At 56.4% G+C, this 18767-nt stretch carries 18 protein-coding genes; 3 read left to right on the forward strand and 15 right to left on the reverse strand.

Annotation, left to right across the window (positions count from 1 at the left end; all coding sequences use genetic code 11):
- Positions 1-199 precede the first annotated feature (199 nt).
- The 15 genes from X268_RS35775 to X268_RS35845 form a co-directional block, all read right to left on the reverse strand.
- Complete coding sequence (locus tag X268_RS35775) at positions 200-1000, reverse strand: ABC transporter permease (protein ID WP_128929673.1); 801 nt, start codon at positions 998-1000, stop codon at positions 200-202.
- Positions 1001-1009: 9 nt separating this feature from the next.
- The gene (locus X268_RS35780) at positions 1010-1906 is read right to left on the reverse strand and encodes an ABC transporter permease (RefSeq protein WP_206733165.1); all 897 of its coding nucleotides are present in this window, start codon (positions 1904-1906) and stop codon (positions 1010-1012) included.
- A gap of 26 nt (positions 1907-1932) precedes the next feature.
- The gene (locus X268_RS35785) at positions 1933-2979 is read right to left on the reverse strand and encodes an extracellular solute-binding protein (protein ID WP_164933833.1); all 1047 of its coding nucleotides are present in this window, start codon (positions 2977-2979) and stop codon (positions 1933-1935) included.
- Positions 2976-4133, reverse strand: coding sequence for an ABC transporter ATP-binding protein (locus X268_RS35790; protein WP_128929675.1), 1158 nt, complete (start codon positions 4131-4133; stop codon positions 2976-2978). Before X268_RS35790 ends, X268_RS35785 begins: the two co-directional genes overlap by 4 nt.
- Positions 4126-4887, reverse strand: a complete 762-nt coding sequence (locus tag X268_RS35795) for a maleate cis-trans isomerase family protein (protein ID WP_128929676.1) — start codon at positions 4885-4887, stop codon at positions 4126-4128. Before X268_RS35795 ends, X268_RS35790 begins: the two co-directional genes overlap by 8 nt.
- Positions 4888-5204: 317 nt before the next feature.
- Positions 5205-6440 carry a pyridoxal phosphate-dependent aminotransferase gene (locus X268_RS35800; protein WP_128929677.1) on the reverse strand — a complete coding sequence of 412 codons (1236 nt, stop codon included), beginning with the start codon at positions 6438-6440 and terminating at the stop codon, positions 5205-5207.
- A 245-nt stretch (positions 6441-6685) separates the two neighbouring features.
- Positions 6686-7189 carry a hypothetical protein gene (locus X268_RS35805; protein WP_283814997.1) on the reverse strand — a complete coding sequence of 168 codons (504 nt, stop codon included), beginning with the start codon at positions 7187-7189 and terminating at the stop codon, positions 6686-6688.
- A gap of 292 nt (positions 7190-7481) precedes the next feature.
- Complete coding sequence (locus tag X268_RS35810) at positions 7482-8348, reverse strand: urea carboxylase-associated family protein (protein WP_128929678.1); 867 nt, start codon at positions 8346-8348, stop codon at positions 7482-7484.
- Positions 8349-8392: 44 nt separating this feature from the next.
- On the reverse strand, positions 8393-9172 hold the full coding sequence (gene ehuA / locus X268_RS35815) for an ectoine/hydroxyectoine ABC transporter ATP-binding protein EhuA (protein WP_188637407.1): 780 nt from the start codon (positions 9170-9172) through the stop codon (positions 8393-8395).
- A complete protein-coding gene (gene ehuD, locus X268_RS35820) occupies positions 9172-9831 on the reverse strand; it encodes an ectoine/hydroxyectoine ABC transporter permease subunit EhuD (protein ID WP_128955088.1) in 660 nt (219 codons plus the stop codon). The genes ehuA and ehuD overlap by 1 nt, the downstream gene beginning before the upstream one ends.
- The gene (locus tag X268_RS35825; protein WP_128929681.1) at positions 9828-10511 is read right to left on the reverse strand and encodes an amino acid ABC transporter permease; all 684 of its coding nucleotides are present in this window, start codon (positions 10509-10511) and stop codon (positions 9828-9830) included. Before X268_RS35825 ends, ehuD begins: the two co-directional genes overlap by 4 nt.
- A 28-nt stretch (positions 10512-10539) precedes the next feature.
- Positions 10540-11385 carry an ectoine/hydroxyectoine ABC transporter substrate-binding protein EhuB gene (gene ehuB / locus X268_RS35830; protein ID WP_164933832.1) on the reverse strand — a complete coding sequence of 282 codons (846 nt, stop codon included), beginning with the start codon at positions 11383-11385 and terminating at the stop codon, positions 10540-10542.
- Positions 11386-11662: 277 nt separating this feature from the next.
- Positions 11663-12586, reverse strand: a complete 924-nt coding sequence (locus X268_RS35835; protein ID WP_128929683.1) for a LysR family transcriptional regulator — start codon at positions 12584-12586, stop codon at positions 11663-11665.
- An 83-nt stretch (positions 12587-12669) separates the two neighbouring features.
- Entirely contained in the window at positions 12670-13575 is a 906-nt protein-coding gene (locus tag X268_RS35840; protein WP_245478032.1) for a TrmB family transcriptional regulator, read from the reverse strand.
- A 782-nt stretch (positions 13576-14357) separates the two neighbouring features.
- On the reverse strand, positions 14358-15242 hold the full coding sequence (locus tag X268_RS35845) for a LysR family transcriptional regulator (protein WP_232995588.1): 885 nt from the start codon (positions 15240-15242) through the stop codon (positions 14358-14360).
- Between the two features lie 92 nt (positions 15243-15334).
- Here X268_RS35845 and X268_RS35850 point away from each other — a divergent pair, with 92 nt between their 5' ends.
- The 3 genes from X268_RS35850 to X268_RS35860 all read left to right on the forward strand — a co-directional run bounded on the left by X268_RS35850 (position 15335) and on the right by X268_RS35860 (position 18714).
- Positions 15335-16393, forward strand: coding sequence for a YeiH family protein (locus X268_RS35850; RefSeq protein ID WP_128929685.1), 1059 nt, complete (start codon positions 15335-15337; stop codon positions 16391-16393).
- A gap of 185 nt (positions 16394-16578) precedes the next feature.
- On the forward strand, positions 16579-17820 hold the full coding sequence (locus X268_RS35855; RefSeq protein WP_128929686.1) for a CaiB/BaiF CoA transferase family protein: 1242 nt from the start codon (positions 16579-16581) through the stop codon (positions 17818-17820).
- 24 nt (positions 17821-17844) lie between these two features.
- The gene (locus X268_RS35860) at positions 17845-18714 is read left to right on the forward strand and encodes an HpcH/HpaI aldolase/citrate lyase family protein (protein ID WP_128929687.1); all 870 of its coding nucleotides are present in this window, start codon (positions 17845-17847) and stop codon (positions 18712-18714) included.
- The last annotated feature ends 53 nt before the right edge of the window (positions 18715-18767 follow it).

Consider the following 18767-nt stretch of genomic DNA (forward strand, 5'->3'; position numbering starts at 1 on the left):
CCATCGATCCTCGATGGAGCTGCGTGCCAGCCATATGCTGGGCAACACTAAAAACAGTTCGCCAAAACAACGCCAATAACAAAAGTACCTACTTTCATGCATATGATGCATATAGCCCCGGCTGACGGCAGCTTCTTTTTTCCGCCGTCAAGCACCTCCTGTCGGAAGAGACCGGACGCCTTCTACACAGCAGCCGTTGCTATCGCCGGCCTGGCCCTCCCTCGGCCTCAGCAAACGCCTCCAAGCCAACCAACCTCTGCACAGCGATCAGTACAAAGACGGTTGCTCCGATCAACATCGTCGAAATTGCCGATATAATCGGACTTGCGTCCTCCTGTATCGCGGCAAAAATCTTGACTGGCAGAGTTGTGGCGTCGGGTCCGATTAGGAAGAGCGTCACGGTCGACTCGTCGAACGAAATGATAAAACTGAAGATGAGTGCCGTGACAATGCCCGGCCGCATCAGTGGAAGAATAACCTTGAAGAACATCACGACGGGCGTCGCGCCCAGATTCATCGCCGCCTCCTCGACATCCTTCTCAAGGCTCCGCATGTTGTTCAGGATCGGTCGATAAGCGAAGGGTAACGCTAGGATTGTATGGGCCAGCACAATGCCGCTATACGTTCCATTCCAGCCGAGCGATCCGATCACGGTCAGCATCACGACACCCATTGCGGCGTGCGGCAATACCAGCGGCACCAAAATCATGAACTCGAATGATGCGCGGCCCCAAAAATGGCGGCGCGCGGTCACCAATGCGGTTGTCAGCGCTAGGGCAGTGCTCGCCACCGCGACAACAAAAGCAATGACGACGCTGTCGGCCGCCGTTAAAATCCACTCGTCGCTACTGAAGAATTGACTGTACCACTTCAGTGAAGGCTGGCTGAGCGGAACTTCGATGAATCCCGACTCGAAGAATGAGGACAGCACCACGACCACAATCGGTGCGAGCAAAAAGGCGAGCACTAGGACGGCGACTATGCGGCAAGCGACTTTCATCCTACCTCCCTAAGAGGCCGCACTTTTCTTCGCACGAGCCTCGAGTAGCTGCAGAGGCAGCACGACCGCCAGGGCAGCGACGCAAAGAATCATCGCTAGCGCCGCGGCCTTCGGAAAATTGAAGAGTTGAAAGACATCTTGATAAATTTGCGCACCAAGCATCTTGTCACGCATGCTGCCGAGCAACAGAGGAGTGACCACCGATCCCATTGACATCAGAAACACGATGATGCTGCCCGTCACGATCCCAGGAAAGCTCAACGGCAACAGTACCCTGCGGAACGTTTCAAACGGTCCCGCGCCGAGACTGGCTGCCGCCTCCTCCAGTGATTTGTCCAGCCGGATCAGAACTGTCACTATCGCAAGGATCATGAAGGGTGAGAATACATGAACCAGCCCGATCACGATGGCGGTCGGACTGAACAGGATTTCTAATGGACCCGCGATCAGGCCTGATGACATCAACGCCTGGCTAATGACCCCTTTCTTGCCCAGGATCACTATCCAGCCGTACGTTCGCACGACGACGCTTACCAACCAGGGCATCATCAGAATGATGAGAAAGATGTCGCGCCTTCCCGGATATCGCGCGATCCAGTAGGCAGTGGGATAGCTTATCAGGAGCGAAATCGAGGTCGTGAGACCGGCCAACCAAATCGTTCGATAAAGAGTCTCAATGTAATCTTTACGCGCCAAGACTGCCTGGTATTGCGCGAAGCTCAATTCGTTGTTCGACGTGAACGAGCCGACCACGAGTGAGATGACACCGATCGCCAGAAGCATCAACGGTACGCTAGTTGGAACGAGAAGAAGAAATTGGGAGTCGACTTTTACCGGCCGCGCCTTGAACAACATTCCGCTGCCGCTGTGCCGCCGGGTCGTCCTCTCAGTTCCGACATCCGTCATTGACCCGCCGCTTTCCAATTTATTGCTTACTTGACCTGAGAGTAGATTTGTTCGACCAAATTGACCCGCTTCTCCTGGTTCGCGGCAAGCACCGAACAGTCTGGCTGGTAAAGTTTCGAACGCAACGATTGCGGCGAACCAACCTCCTTGAGCTGTTCCTGGCTAAGCGCGGCAGTTTGATTGAGCGGTAGGAAGCCAGACGCATCAAGCATGGCCAATTCTGGTGCTGGCCTTAAAGCATAGTTTATCCAGGCTTTCACGGCGTCCAGATTCTTCGCGCCTTTCGGCACGATCAAGAAATATGACAGCAGCAATCCTCCTTCGGAGGGTATTGTGATATCGACGTTCTTTACACCGGAAGCCCGCATGGTCCAGACGCGGCTCGAATAGTAGGCTCCCGCCGTGACCTCTCCGCGCGACAGCAGGGCATTCATCTGAGCAGTGGAGTTCGTGACAGTCAGAGCATTACGCGCGATCGACGTAAGCAGAGGAATGCCGGGCTGAATGTTGTTTTCGTCGCCCCCTCCGACTTTCGCAAAGAGAACCAAATCATTGGGAGCAGCATAGATCGGCCGGGCGATAGCGACTTTATCCTTGAATTTCGGGTCGGCCAATGCCCGCCAGGACTCGAAGTCTGACGCTTTTGCCTGATCGCTGTTGAATGCGGCCCCGTAATACTGAAAGTAGATGCCGAAAGCGTAAACTTCGCCGTTCTGGTCTATCAGATAGGACGACTTCTCGAAATTAGCCAGTTCGGGGAAGTCTTCCTTCTTAAAGCTTTCCAGCAATCCATCCTTTTGGAGATTTGCGGCGTTGTAGCAGGTGCCCAGTGCGACGTTGAACTGAGGTTTTCTCGCTTGGGCTCTTAACGTCGGCTCCGGATCCGACCAGTCGCGGATCTTGACCACGATACCGGACGACGCGGAGAACGGCTTGCCGACTTTCTCTCGCCACATCTCGCTGTTGCCTCCTCCCCAGGTGCCCATGACAACTTCTCCGTCGGCGGCGCACGCAACCGTCGTCGAAAGGCTGAACAAGCTCAGGGCCATCAATAGACCGGCAGCGTGCTTCACTTCCGCACCTCCTTGTTCGCGAAAACGATGGCGTCCTCCAAATCCCATGCCAACTTGACCTGAGTTCCCGGAAGCAGGCCTTGCTGCTGCACATGCCGGGCCGTCGTATCCACCACCACGACCTTGTCGTCGACCACAACGCTTTGACGGACGGTCGCGCCCATATAGATGTTCGCCACGATCTGGCCGACCATAAGACAACTGTTACCCCACACTTCGCGTCCCACACGTACGTTCTCGGGACGAATCGATATCGCGACTTCTGCGCCGATTTTCATCTCTGGAGTTGCCACTATCAGAGCGTCGGCCGAGACCTCGCTCAGGTGCAGACTCGCACCGTTTTTCTCGAGAGACTGCACGTGGCCGACGAAGATGTTGATATCCCCGAGGAAGCCTCCGACGAATGCATTCTTCGGGTTCTCGTAGACCTCACGCGCGCTGCCCAATTGTTCGAGCTTTCCATGATTGAAAACGGCTATCCGATCCGACAGGATCATCGCCTCTTCCTGATCATGAGTCACGAATACGAATGTTGTGCCGACTTGGTGCTGGATACGCTTCAATTCGATCTGCATCTGGCGGCGCAGCTTGAAGTCCAGTGCACCGAAGGGCTCATCCAGCAGGAGAACGGACGGGCCAGTGACCAGCGCGCGCGCCAGGGCCACGCGTTGACGTTGACCGCCCGATATCTGTTGTATCCGACGTCGTCCGAGCTCGCTCAGATCCACCAACGCGAGCGCCTCGCGTACTCTTGCTACGATTTCGTCGCGTTTGACCTTTTTCACCGCCAGCCCGAAGGCGATGTTCTCCTCGACAGTAAGGTGCGGAAATAGCGCCAAACCTTGGAAGACCAAGCCGACGGGACGCCGATAAGGCGCAACGCCCGTCATCACATGGCCGCCGATCTTGATTGATCCCGCGTCCGGCTGCTCGAACCCCGCGATCATGCGCAAGGTCGTTGATTTACCGCAGCCTGACGGTCCCAAAAATGTCAAAAATTCGCCCTGCTTGACCGTCAATGACAAGTTGTCGACGATCGAGTTATCTCCAAATCGTTTCGACACTTCGATGATTTCGAGCGCGGCCACTCTATCCGCGTCGGAATCGATCGAGCATGCTGGCGGTTCGACGATCCTGACGGCGCGGTTAGGCATTGCTCAACTCGAATACCGGTGCTTCTTGTGGCCGCCGCTCCTTGAACAGGCGGCCTACCCCCGTTGAGGTGACATCGATCTTCATCCTTCGGAGTGCCGCCCAAAGAGAGGCTTGGTTCGAGGTGACAACCGGCAGGTTCAATTCCCTTTCCAATCGGTCGATTTGATCCATCACCAGCAAATTGGTGCAACTGACAAACACGGCGTCACACCTTGAAATGACCTCACGGCTTGAGAGCACCTTGGAGGCAACGTCCGCCGACGAGATGGTCAGGATCTGTCGTCCATCTGCGCAAAAGAAGGAATCGACGGCCTCCACGCCGAAGCCATAGTGCTGCAGAAAGAGGGCCTCTTCCTTGTTGATTAGATCCGGATAGGGAGTGAGCATGAATACTCTGGTCGCCCGAACGGCCTTCAAGGCTTCGATGACGGCTGTTGAAGTGGTGACAGCGGGAATTCCGGTCAACATCGTGATGCGGTCGGCTAGCTTGGCTTCGTTGCCTAGCCCCTCTAGGAAGCTGGCACTCGTACATCCGTAAACTATCACCTCCGGATTCGCCTGTGCGAGATCCGAGGCCGCTCGATCCAACGAGTTGGCCATAGCGAGCTGCGCTTCCTTCGCTATAGCGGTGCCGGGTTTGGTGAGCCTGTTGTGATTGAGCTTGACATTGGGAGGAACGTAGGACGGTAGCTCGGTTTCCATAGCCACATTTATCGGCGGCGCGAGGATACCTATCCGTCGAATGGCGGCCATTACTTCCTCCCTTGTCGATCGCTTTGAGGCTAGCCATTTGGTAGTATTATTTCAAGCTACCAAATACCTCGACTTTCGTGGAGGCGGTTTTGCAAGACCAGCTCAGCGGCCAGCTCGATGAGTTGATCTTGGCGGTTCGCCCGTTTGGCCGCGATACAGAACGCTGGTTAGAGAGCTCATGCGGCCCTGGAGCAATGATGACATCATGTCGCAGATCTCCATTTCGCATCACGGACCCGATGAACCGCAAAACGATATGAGCTGCTCGAATGTGGTCCGACATCGCTCCACACGTATTGTCAGGGCAGCGAGCTGCATCAACTCAGTCGACTGCATGCCCGGGCTATGCGGACACAGGCCTCCTTTAAGGTTTCGTCCGCAGTAGCATATGAGATTCTGAAGTGGGGCGATAAGCCATAGGCCGCTCCGTGCACCACCGCCACCCCTTCGGCATCGAGGAGATACTTGCAAAAGTCCTTGTCATCGGCAAGGACGGTTCCGTCCGGGGTCCGCTTTCCGATCAGGTCGCGGCAGGAGGGGAAGACGTAAAAGGCGCCGGACGGCTTGTCGCAAGCCAACCCGGGCACGGACGCGAGTCCTTCCAGAACCAGATTGCGCCGTCGTTGATATTTCTCTGCTCGCTCTCGAAGCCCCTCTTGCGGCCCGTTCAAAGCCTCGACGGCCGCAGCTTGGCTGATGGACGATGGATTGGCCGTGGCCTGAGATTGCAATTTCGCCATTTGGGATATCAACTTCGCCGGACCCGCGGCATAACCGATGCGCCAACCCGTCATACAATAGGCCTTCGAGACGCCATTGACGACCAGGGTTCGCTCCGCGACGGACTGATCGATCGCCGCCGGCGTACAATATTCGAGCCCGTCATAGACAAGATGCTCGTATATGTCGTCGCTAAGGAGCCAGACGTGCGGATTTCTTCGCAATACATCGATGATTGGCTCCAGCTCCCTGCGCGTGTATACGGCCCCCGTGGGATTAGAAGGCGAGTTCAAGAGGAGCCACCGAGTCCTCGACGTGATCGCACGTTCCAAATCGATCGGATCGAGCTTGAAGTTCCTCGCCGCCGGGCAAGCGACGATTTTGGGTACCCCACCGAAGAACGACACCATTTCCGGGTACGACACCCAGTACGGAGCCGGGATGATGACCTCGTCTCCGTGATCCAACGTCGCCGCCAACGCATTGAATAAGATTTGTTTGGCGCCGTTGGCGACCGAAATTTGACTGACCTTGTAGGAGAGGCCGTTCTCACGCGCGAATTTCTTCGCAATTGTCTCTTTCAGGACTGCCGTACCATCCGTGTTGGTATACTTCGTCTCGCCCCTCTTCATGGCGGCGAGCGCAGCCTGCACGACATTATCGGGTGTGTCGAAGTCGGGTTCACCCTGGGTCAGATTGAGAATTGTTCGCCCCTGAGCCTGCAATTCCCGCACTCGCTGGGCCGCAGCACCACTCTGCGACGGTTGAATTCGATTCACGCGTGCGGCAAACTCGGAGCGGTTGGACGCAGACGCGGCGTCGAAGACTGTCATTGGTAGTTCCTCTCGTCGTTGTCATCTGCCGGATGTGCAGCAGGCCATTCGCGAGCCGATTTCGATTTCAAACCTATCGGCGCAGGAGCGGCCCCCTCATCGATATCGTCCGGATGCACAGGTAATCGCGTCCGTAAAACGGTCCGCACACGCTGGATCAGATTTGCCGGTCTCTCGATCTCGTATGTGCAGAACACCGTTCGCAATCTCGAAATACGATCCATGCAACGTGAGCTGCTTGCGACCTACGCGATCGCACACCACGGAAAACTCATTAGATTGAGCAAGGACTGATCGATCGCAGCCAGCTCCAAGTCGGTGTGATCGTCGTCCAGGCCGCCGCAACACGGCCAGCTCTGTGCGCCACCGGGACCAGACGTTGCATCCATGGAGTCGTGAAGCTTTCTGGTGAGGCCGATACCTTGCCTTTGGCATAAGCGGGGACGCCCCACACCGGGCGTGACCGAGCACAACCAGAGCAGCCCCGGCGGCGTGGAATTCTCCCTCGACACCGAAGGGCGGTACGCGCTGCAACGTTTCTGATGACGAAGATTTCCTCGGGTCTCGCATTGAATATCAATTCGGGTGAAACGCGGCTGTCGCAACATCCGATCACCAGGGCTTCCGGTGACTGCCCCGCGCGCGGCCAATGAATCGAACCTTTGTCGTTCCTGAGGAAAGCGGTCCAACATGAAAGCGGCGTAGCCCTGCATCAATTGTGCGGGAAAGCTCGACACGTCACTGGACATTCCGGATCCTACCACCGATGAGCAATTGCTGTCGGCCTGGCCACAGCGGACAGGATTGACCGATCGCTTATGGGGCCAAATTATCAATCACGCCTCGCCACGACGCCAATTACTAAAGCGCCTGCAACCATGCATGACGAGAATAATCTCGAAATTCGCTGTCGCGGTTGCACTTCAAACCCAAACGCGGCGTCAACTTGGCACGGCTGACGCCATTCCGGTCGGCGCCTAGCTGCCGACGGTATTTCCGAGCGCCTTGATGTTAATCGGCTCTTACAATGCGCTCCGCAAATCAGCTCATCCCGTGCTTGCCTTTGTAGGGCGAGGGTTCAGGCGACTTCCAACCATTCAGCGCGCCCTTCGCGGGACGAAGGATTTCCACCTTCAGGGGATAGCACTTGGGGGTCTGCCCTGGGACCCGCGGCCCACAGTCGCCGCCGGGACAGGCGGATAGCGCACCAAGGAGATTGATCTCCGCGAAGAATTCGATGAAGTCGCCTGGACGAACCGGGCTTGCCTTTTTGATATACTCGTGACTTTCGACATCGAAGCCTGTGCACATAAAGACGTTCATGACGTCGTGCACGTAGCCCTCGGCTTCCTTCGCCGAAATCTTTCTGAAGGCAGATAGGGCTCGAACGAGATTGGAATGGCAACAGTGATCGTAATCTTCACCGGTTATCATTCTTCTCGTGTAAGGGTCGCAGCGTGTTCCGATCACATCGTGAATTCCACAACCATCGGAATCCCACCCATACCATCCCAGACTGTCGTAAGTGATAGTCGCCATCGGCCTCAGGTATGGCATGCTGCTCCACAGGCGATCACCAGTAGAAATGTGCGTCGCATGAATCGCCCGCGTCTTACCGCTGTAGAAGTGTTCAGAAAGATTGTCGCTATTCCAAAGATTAAAATCACCAACCTGCGATCCCTCCACGCTCACGATCCGAAAGAGGTGCCCGGCAGGCACTTCGAACGCGCCGCCATCCCGAGCAGGGATCGTCAACTCCGACACTTTCTCAGCACCGGACCCAACGTTCTGGTAGAATTCCATATCGAGCGCCGGAATTTGTCCGACGGCGTAGACCGTTTCTTTGCGCGCCGACCGGCGAGTCTGAGCATTCTCCGGCTCGGGCATCGAAATGGATCTGGAAGTCATTTGAGTGTCTCCTAAGAGGAATTCGACTGCTGAGACTAAGATCGTCAGGCGTCCAGGACCGACTTTAGAAACGCCTGGGTTCTCGCGCTTTTCGGTTGAGAAAAGAACTGGTACGGCTCTCCTTCCTCGACAATTCGGCCGTGATCGAAGAAGCAAACCCTGTCGGCGATCTCTCGCGCGAAGGACATCTGATGCGTTACCATGATAACCGTCAGTTCCTTTTGGTGAGTCAGCTCCCGAATGACCGCTAGCACCTCGCCAACGAGTTCAGGATCGAGCGCCGAGGTCACCTCGTCGAATAGGAGTATTTTCGGTCTCATCGCCATTGCTCTCGCGATCGCAACCCTTTGTTGCTGACCGCCTGACATCCTCGCAGGGTAGTAGTCGCACCGATCTTCCAGTCCCACCCTTCGAAGCAGCTCCTTTCCGAGGCTCACGGCTTTCTCCTTCGGCATCTTGAGGACGCGAATCGGTCCCTCGGTCACGTTTTCAAGCGCCGTAAGGTGAGGAAAAAGATTAAAGCTCTGAAAGACCATGCCGACATCGCTCCGAATCGTACGTGTTTGCCGGGCCGATGCTTGGCGTGCTGCGCCGGTCGAATCGCACGACCACAACTCACGGCCGCAGATAGAGACACTGCCTCTGTCGATTCCCTCCAATGTCATGAGAACCCTGAGGAGAGTTGATTTTCCCGATCCACTCGGACCGATGACCACAAGCTTTTCACCCTGTCCGACTTCGAGATTTAGGTCATTTAGGACCGTGGACGCCCCAAAACGTTTTGTAACGTTCCTTAGCTGTACTGAGAACGGTCCGGCCGACATTACCGCCATCCCTTCTGGGACAGTCGCTCGAGCCTGTTGATGAGAAACGCGCCGGCAATGCTGAGGACGAGAAACATTATCCCAACCATCGTTATGGGTTCAAAGTACTGAAACCGCCTGGCTCCTTCCGCCTGAGCAACGGCCATGAGTTCCCAAACGGATATGGATGCGAGCAGCGGCGTGTCCTTCAGCATGTAGACGAAGTAACTTCCGGCATTTGGAATGATGAATGGGATCATCTGTGGAACAATGATCCGCCGATATGTGTCGAACGTTGAGAGATTTATGGATGTTGATGCCTCCCATTGCCCGGCCGGAACACCGATCATTGCGGCACGGTAGACCTCGGCCATATACGCACTGTAGTGCAAGCCGAGAGCAATGACGCCGGTCACCAGCGGGCTGATCACGACGCCTGCCGAAGGCCCCACGAAGTACAGAAAATAGATCAGGACCAGGAGCGGCACCCCTCTTGCGAATTCGACGTAGCCGCGAACTAAGATTTTGGTCAGACGGTGCTTAGCGCTGTACAGCGCAAAGAGAAGGAGGCCGCCAAGCAGGGAGGCGATAAAACCGAGGACGGCGGCGAGCAATGTGGTTTGCGCCGCGACCACGAGTTGCGGAAGCAACTCCCAGGCATATTGGAAATCGACCTTCATGCCGACCAGCCCCTGGTTGCGCCGTGCGTTGGCTTCCCCTGCCATAACCCGAGACGTCGCTCTGCGTACGCGATTGCCGCTCCTATCAATTGCGCCGCAGCCACATAGAAGATCATGACAACGAGATAGATCGGCACGGTCTGAAAGGTTCTGATATTGAGAGAGTAGGCTTCAAAAGTCAGTTCCGGAACGGTCGCCAAGGCGGCAACCGAGGTGGCTTTCAATACCAGGATGCTGAGGTTACCGAGAGGTGGTATCATCGACAGCATTGCTTGAGGAAGAATGATCCGGCGCATCATCATTGATGGCACCATATTGATCGCCAAGGCGGCGTCATACTGGCCCCGCGGGATAGCGCCGATCGCCGTCCTGACGACCTCAGCTCCATAAGCCCCGAAGCACATGCCTATGGCGAGTGTGGCCGCCCAAAAGGCGGAAATCGCAACCCCGAAGAACGGCAAAACAAAGTAGAGCCAGAACAGGACGACCACCAGAGATATGCCCCTGAAGATCTCGACATAGAGCAAACTGATGGTTCGGATCCACCAGCTCTTGGATGTCCTGGCGATACCGAAAACGAGCGCGCAAGCGAACATCAATACTGTCGAGAGCGCGTAAAGGGCCATCGTCGTTACCGCACCAGAAAGGAGCAGCCATCTACCCTCGTAGAGCGCCGACATCTGTCACCGTCCGCTTCGGGCACGAGTCCTACTGCTTACAAAGAGTATCGAGCTTGACGTCGGCCGCCGGCACTTCGTTCTGCGTCATGCCGTACTTTTTCAGGATCTCAACATATTCCGAAGAATGCACGATCTTGAGCATCTCGGCATTAAATGCGTCCCGAAGCTCCGAATCCTCCTTACGGAAGGCAAATGCGCCGTAGTCTTGCTTCGGCTTGCCATCTATGAGCAGGCCCGTGTATGGTTCGGCGACTTCCAGGGTCGGATCGTTCTTTGCGTTCCAGCGTGCAGTTACCGATATAAGCAATGCCCCGTCGATCCTGCCCGCTTTCAGGCTCGCGACATTGGAGGGGATGTCCGGAAAACGCGTGATTTGGCTATCCTTCACGCCGGCCTTGACTGCATTCTGTGTCGGCTGGCCACTTATGTTGCCACCAACCTTGATGTCCTCGTGTTTGACGATGTCGTCAAGACTATGGATTTGCTTGGGATTGCCTTTGCGAACGAGAAGACCTTCCTGAACGGTGAAGTTGGGCTCGGTGAAGAGAACCTGAAGGCAGCGCGCGGGAAGGATATAGAGTCCGGTCGCGATAAAATCGAAACGTTTGGCTTGAAGTCCCGGGATGAGCGATCCGAACGCAACCACCGTTCCTTCGATCCGCTCTACTCCAAGGCGGTTGAATGCGAGCTTTGCGAGATCGTAGTCTGACCCGGCCAATGATCCATCGGCCTGCTTGAACGCGAAGGGCGGCTCGTTGCTGAAGCCGAGGGTAAGGCCGCTCTTCTTTGCGTCGTCCAGCCTGGCACCGGCAAAACTCGATGACGAGAAAGTCAGGAAAGCGAGTGCTAGAAAAATATGCAAAGTTCGTAGCATGTGTTTCCTCATCTGTCTCGAATGCGTCGCCATTGACACACCGGCATCTCTTTTGGCTTCTGCTCAGTTTGGATTGAGCCAGACTCGCATCCTACATATCTGAAGGGTTATTCGGAACCGCAGCAATTCAATTAGCGTAATGGATGCATTACTTGCTGTAATATCGAGGACGCGCGACTTGCCGGATCCTCCCGATTCCTCAGGAAAACGTGGTCAAGTTGGCTGTGCGTACCGCCGCGACCCGCGCGTCTACAGCACTGCACGGAAGAAGTGCAATTTATCGAATTGTTTGCCCTTGCACGAATTCGAACCGCCCCATCAAATTCTCCAGAGTGCTCCTCACGATTTCGGAAAACCGGACCGCCTGCGCCGTCTTCTTCGAATGGCGCGGATAGACGAAAGCATAGTTGAGCCTTGCCGACGTCTTGCAAGGGCGAACCACGACATCTCGCTCTGCTAGCAGCGCTGCGCTGAATGGATCCGATATCGACACACCCATTCCGGCTCCCACCATTTGGCACGCGATGAACGCCGACGACACTTCAACCCAAATGTTCGCGGCAAGGCCAGCTTGTACGTACATTCCATCAACGATCTGCCGCAACAACGTCGTCCGGTCCAGCGCAATAAAACGGTCCTCGATCAGATCACTGGGGAGAATCGTCTTATTCGCCGCAAGTGGATGATCGGGATGAAGCACCGCAACGGGAACCAATTCGGCGAAGGAATGCGACGTCAACATTTCAAATTGAGTCGGGAGCATTACTATCCCAACGTCGAACCTAAGTCCCGAAGCCCAACGTTCGACTTCGCGTCTTTCCCTGACTTCCAAAGAAATCGAAACACTCGGAAACTCCTTCGAAAATTGGGCCAGTGCCGGCACGAGTAGACTTCGGGCGAGTTGTGGCATTGCCACGATCCGAAGGCGACCGCCTCGATTGGCGCGGATTTCTTTGCCGATGCGGGTAAGATCGTCGATATCCAGCAGGATACGCTCGCATTCCCGCGAGAAGGCTTCTCCTTGAGGAGTCGGAACCAGGCGCCCACCAAGCCGGTTGAAGAGCTTGAATCCCAGCTCCGCTTCAAGGGCAGACAGCGAACGGCTTACCGCTGGTTGGGTCAAATGAAGTCGAGTTGCGGCCCCGGTGACCGAACCGGTCACGATTACACTATGCAGCGCGCGCAACTTTTGAAGGTTCAAAGCCAACTCCCCCTTAAGATTGCTGCTCCTTGCAGGCGCGCGAAACACGCCGGCGAAGCGTGCCAATCGCCGCGACAGACGCGTTAGATCTTTTCTTCTTTCAGCTTGGATTTTTTCTCAACTCGACTCGCGGTAAGCCCTAGAAGGCTTTCCAGCGCCGCAACTTGCGGTGCGGGAAGATACTTCCTTCGAAGCTCGATAATAGCGGGGCCGAACGTCTTCTGGATCGGTTGCCCGAACATTTCGAATATTTCCGCGAAGTAGATCTCGTGCCGCAATAGGGAGTCAGCAAGATTAACTATCGGCTTATTTCGCGTGTAGGAGCCGCCTTGCGCACGAATCTCCGCCACCAGAGCTTCTTCGAAATCCACTGTAAGGGTTACAAGATGCGGTGCGATTCCCACGGGAATGCCGTTTCCCTCGTGGAGATAAGTTCGCGACTTCGCACCGAATTGAAACTTCTCGACTTGAGTCCCGAAAAGGATGATGAGAATCGCAACCCCGCGGTCTGCAGCACGTCGAAGCGCGTCGCGGTGCGGCAGCAGTATTTTCTCTTCTGTTTTTACCCAAATGTGTGATTTCGCTCCGTCGATCATAGCCTCCATCTTGGCGGCGATCGCGTCCTCGCCGTTAATGGTCCATACGTAGCCACCGTCGTTGGACTGTGAAACAGCCGGAATCGTTCGGATCAACTTTGCGCAGCGCTTGCTCGTCGCTGTCGCAATTCGCTCAAACAGAACCTGGGGCGCTACCGCCACATACCGCAGTGGAGTTTCGGAGATCGGTTGAGCCGCCTCCTTCTTTGCCAGACTCTCGAGGACAGAATATGCGTTCGCCTTGGGTAAGCCTGCAAGTTTGGCTACTTCGTAGGCAGTCGCCTGCGAAAGCTCATAGAGCGCGAGGTAGGCACGCGCTTCGTACTCGCTAAAACCCAGAGCGAGCAAGTCTGGCATCAACTCACTTAGATTAGCTTGCTTATCGCCGCTCACCCGATTTTTCCTGATTTGAGCCAAGCAGCGCCCCCACCCGTCGACAAGAAGTGCTTTGCCTCAGTTGATCAATTCGCCTTCGAAGCTTGATTGTCACGCCCTAGCTGACCATTCCGACGTAGCTCCTTGCCGCTCGACGCCGTCGGCGCTCAATTTTGATAGAAGCGCAAGTCTTTGATATCCAGCGGGCAAAGCGAAACTAACATGGGTAGCAGCCTTTATGACTATGGCTTTCGTGTCAAGTGCATGACTTGATCGCGATGGCGCGTTCGACCAGATCGCGCCCAGCCGATCGCAAAGCCAGCCAAAGCGAGCGCTCGAGATGAGATGGCCACAATCATCGACCTAATCAGGCCCACCCGACTCGCCAGATTTTCCGGAGAGCGGACTGGGGGCACAGTCTCAGCCTCCAAGCAACAGAGGACCCTGCCCAAAATATCCTGTCGGGGCGCCCCCTCGGAGAACATATTCCCATTACGGCCGCTCAAAACGAGACCTCGCTACCATTGCATCCAACGGCCAACCACCAATAATTTGCGCGTCGGCACAAGAACCGCGATGGGATGTCCTGACTACGGACCCCTCGGACGTTGATCGGATTGCAGTGCAGCAGACATCTGGCGAACTGTCTCGCTATCTATGGTGGATCGGATAAGTTGCTCTCTGGATGTTGCTGACGCAAACTGGGTTTATCTCGCGCCGCTCGCCTTTTTTGATCCGCCGTCACGTCCAGCAAAGCCTTCCGAATGACGAGACGATCCCGCGACTCCATCATATTGATGTCATGGGGCGACACCTATGATTCGCTCAAAGGCAATCGCGGCAGGAATTTTGGTTCGTCCCCGTACTTCCACGTGCCAAAGCGTGCGCGATATCTGCAGATCCTTCATTTTTATCGCCTTGAGCCGGCCAAGCTTGATCTGATCGCCAATGGTTGATGTTGAGACGATCGAGACACCAAGACCGCATGCGACAACTTGCTTGATCGCTTCCGTGCTGCCGATTTCGAGGGTTTTGCGCGGCCGCACGCCATGGTTCAACAGCGCCTGCGCGACGATCTCCCGTGAGCCGGAGCCTGGTTCCCGAACGATCAGGATTTCATCTTCGAGGGCCGCCGCATACACGTGATTTTCCGATAATGCGAAGGCGTGAGTCGGACCTGCTATCAGGCTCATCATGTCCGTCCGCCAGGCCGTACTGACGAGATCATCGTCTTCGACCGGTCCTTCCACGAGGGCGATCTCTATTTCATGCGCGCGCATCATTCCGGCAATATCCCGCGTGTTGGCGCTTACCAGATGCACATCGATGCTCGGATACCTGCGCCGGAAGCTGCCTATGTACTCAGCGATCATGTAGGTCGCGATCGTGGTGCTTGCCCCGATGTGAAGCGATCCGCTCGCGAGGTTGCGCAGCGACGACAGTTCCTCTTCGGCGGCCCGCTCGGCAGCGAACAGATTTTCTGCGTGCCTGAGAAGTGCCCGCCCCTCGCGGGTCGTACGTACTCCTTTCGATGTACGATCCAGCAAGCGACAGCCCACTTGCAGTTCGAAATCGCGTACTCCTTTCGAGACCGCGGGCTGGCTAACGCGCAAGATGTCCGCTGCTCGCGAAAAGCTTCCAGCCTCAGCGACGGTGGTAAAGAAGCGGAGGAAATGCAAATTCATTGGCATAACGCCTGCTTATCGGCCTAGATCAAAATTCTACTGTTATGAGCCCTTGGTTCTCGGGCATAGCCTTGTCGGCTGGCGAGGGACTCATGGCTCCATGCAAAGATCTTCCCAAATCGAGCAAGGTAGACGCGCCTGCCGGTCGTTTGGTTGCATTGCTTCCCGGCATCCTCTTATGCGTGCTCCTGACGCTGCTGTCGATTGGAATCCAGGAGGCCGAGGAGCACATCTTCCAACATCCCTATGTTGAAGCCTTGGTCATCGCCATCCTGCTCGGGATGATGATCCGCAGCGTCTCAACTACTTCCGAGCGCTGGAAGGTCGGAATCGCCTTCAGCGCGAAACAACTTCTCGAAGTGGCCGTGATGCTGCTCGGGGCCTCGATCAGCTTTGGGGCAATCCTGCCTTCCGGATTATTTCTGATTGCCGCGATCGTCGGAACGGTTGCGGTCACGCTTGCCGTGAGTTTCGGCCTCAGCCGCATGCTCGGCCTACCCACTAAGCTTTCGCTCCTGATCGCCTCCGGAAATTCCATTTGCGGCAATTCCGCGATCGCCGCGGTCGCCCCCGTTATAGGGGCAGATGGCGATGATATCGCGTCATCGATTTCCTTCACCGCGGTCCTTGGCGTGCTGATGGTGCTCGGGCTTCCACTGCTCATTCCACTCTTGGAGCTCTCGGCTACTCAGTACGGGATTCTCGCCGGCCTCACCGTGTACGCCGTTCCCCAGGTGCTTGCCGCGACCGTTCCGGCAGGAATCGTCAGCACTCAAATTGGCACCGTGGTGAAGCTCGTTCGGGTCCTCATGCTAGGGCCGTTGGTGGTCGGCTTGTCGCTTGTCGCACCACGCCTGCGTGGCGAAGTCGCGCCCGGCAAGCGCATTAACCTCATCAAATTGGTACCTTGGTTCATCATCGGCTTCTTGGTACTGGCCGGCCTTCGTTCGTTGCAGATCATACCCAGCAGCGTTGCCGCCCCCGTTGCGAAGCTCGCCAGCGTGCTAACCGTAGTCTCCATGTCCGCACTCGGGCTGGGTGTCGATATCCGGGTGCTTTCGAAGGCCGGCGGGAAAGTCACGATTGCGGTGACCTTGTCTCTGATACTTCTGCTCGCGATGAGCCTCGGCCTGGTTCAACTCTTCAAGTGAGGGCACTCTCTGCTTAACTTCGGGTTGCCAGCTGCGGTGAACATCGGGTTCACCGAAAGGATGTTGCAGGATGTGGTCGTATCACTTAATACTACCCCATACAAGTCAGCTTGTTGAGGATCGATGGGGACCTCCGCGGGTACTGTACAGGCACTACTTCCGCCTTGCATCGTTAAGTCGGCGCAATGAAGGCCGTACCTAAGCAGTTCGAGCCAGAGGCTGCTGGCGCGCTTAACGGCGTCCGTGTCGTGGACCTTTCGCGTCTGGTCGCCGGGAATATGCTCACCCTGCAGCTCGCCGACTTCGGAGCCGAAGTCATCAAGATTGAGGACATCGTCTCGGGCGACCCTCTGCGCGCTTGGCGGGTCAACGATGTCAGCATCCATTGGAAGACCTACGCCCGGAACAAGAAGAGTGTCGCGCTAGACCTTCGCGACGAGAGAGGTCGGACGATCCTATCGGATCTGCTCGCGACGGCGGACGTGCTGGTCGAGAACTTCAGACCCGGAGGTCTGGAAAAGCTGGGTTTGTTGCCCGAGGTCCTTCGAGCACAGAATGCAGGACTGATCATCGTGAGAATCTCGGGATGGGGGCAGACCGGTCCCTATCGGGACAGGCCCGGCTTCGGCACTCTGGTCGAAGGCATGTCAGGCTTCGCTTCCCGCAACGGATTCCCTGATCGACCTCCGCTGCTGCCACCCGCCACGCTCGCCGATATGGTCGCGGGCATTTACGGATTTGGGGCAACCATGGTTGCGCTCAGGCATCGAGAAGTGAGCGGGGGTAACGGCCAGGTTATCGACTTGCCCTTGTTAGATCCGCTTTTTTCCCTCCTCGGTCCCGAAGCCGGAATCTATCAACTAACACAGCAGGTACGCCCGCGGACCGGCAGTCGATCGCTTACCGGAGCGCCGCGCAACACATTCCGTACCAGCGACTCTCGCTGGATCGCAATCTCCGCCTCGATGCAAGTTGTGGCCGAGAGGTTGTTCCGGACTATCGGTCGCCCTGACATGATCGTGGATCCCCGATTTTTGACGAACTCTGATCGCATCAAAAACGCCGATGCTTGCGAGGAGCCTATCGCGGAATTCATTGCCGCGCGGACGCTTGAAGATAACATGAGTATATTCGAGCGGGCAGACGTAACTGCTGCACCAATCTACGACATCGATCAATTCTTGGATGACCCCCATGTTCAAGCTCGCGAAATCGTCGTTGGGTTACCGGACTCCGAACTCGGAACGGTTTTAATGCACAACGTGGTCCCGAGGCTCGAAACTACGCCCGGAAGGATTCGGATGCCCGCTCCGGATCTCGGTCAACACACGTTTGCGATTCTGCGCTCCCTCGGCATCACGCAGGCCCGGTTGGAAGAACTGCGCGAGGCTGGCGTCATCGTGCAGGCTAAGCCATCATCCCAATGACCCGTAGGCGACCGGAAGACACCAGTGTACCGATCTCTGCTTTATGTCCCCGCCTCATCTGAGCGCTTCATTGCAAAGTCGGCGCTTTGTGGCGCCGATGCCATAATCCTGGATCTTGAAGACAGCGTCGCGCCCGCACAGAAGGAGGGGGCACGCAATAGGCTTGCGTCGTCGATAAAACGATGCGCTGCCGCAGGAGCTGACATTTGGGTGCGTATTAATCGACCTCTGTCGGCTGCCGTCCGAGATATCGAGGCTTCGGTGCTCGGTGGTGCCAAGGGCATTCTGATTACAAAAGTCGAGGGCGCCGAGCACGTGCGGTTGCTTCTAGAGGTTGCTGAGCGAACCGAACGGGATCATGACCGTCGGGAGCCACTCCAAGCGATCGCAGTCATCGAGTCCGTCAAGATTTTGGCCAAAGCGGACGACATCGCACGCGCCCACGAGCGGGTGATAGGCCTGATGGGCGGTAGTGAGGACTTAGCGCTATCGATGGGAGCTAATCCCACTCATGAGGCACTTAAGATACCCAAGATGCTGGTTCACATGGCCGCTGCCGGAGCCGGAAAATACTCGTTCGGATTGTTCGGCTCCGTTGCGGACTACAAGGATGTCCGACTAATGCGCGAGCTAGCGGAGGAGGCATTCGGTCACGGAGTTACGGGTGCGACCTGTGTCCATCCTTCAGTGGTACCGATCCTAAACAATGCCTTTGCACCGTCCGACGCTGATGTCGCAAGGGCGCAATTGATCATCGAGACCGCCCGTCAGCAAACCGAACGTGGCGTCGGCGCCTATTCGCTGGAAGGCAGGATGGTCGACGAGCCCGTCGTCGAACGTGCCCGGCAACTCTTGGAGCGGGCGCGGCGCCACCGGCGTGCCGACGCAAGCTGATCAGAGCGTTAGAGTGTCGGCCTGCGGTAATCTGGGCTATTGATTCACAGCGC

It is taken from the genome of Bradyrhizobium guangxiense, assembly GCF_004114915.1.
Taxonomy (GTDB): Bacteria; Pseudomonadota; Alphaproteobacteria; order Rhizobiales; family Xanthobacteraceae; genus Bradyrhizobium; species Bradyrhizobium guangxiense.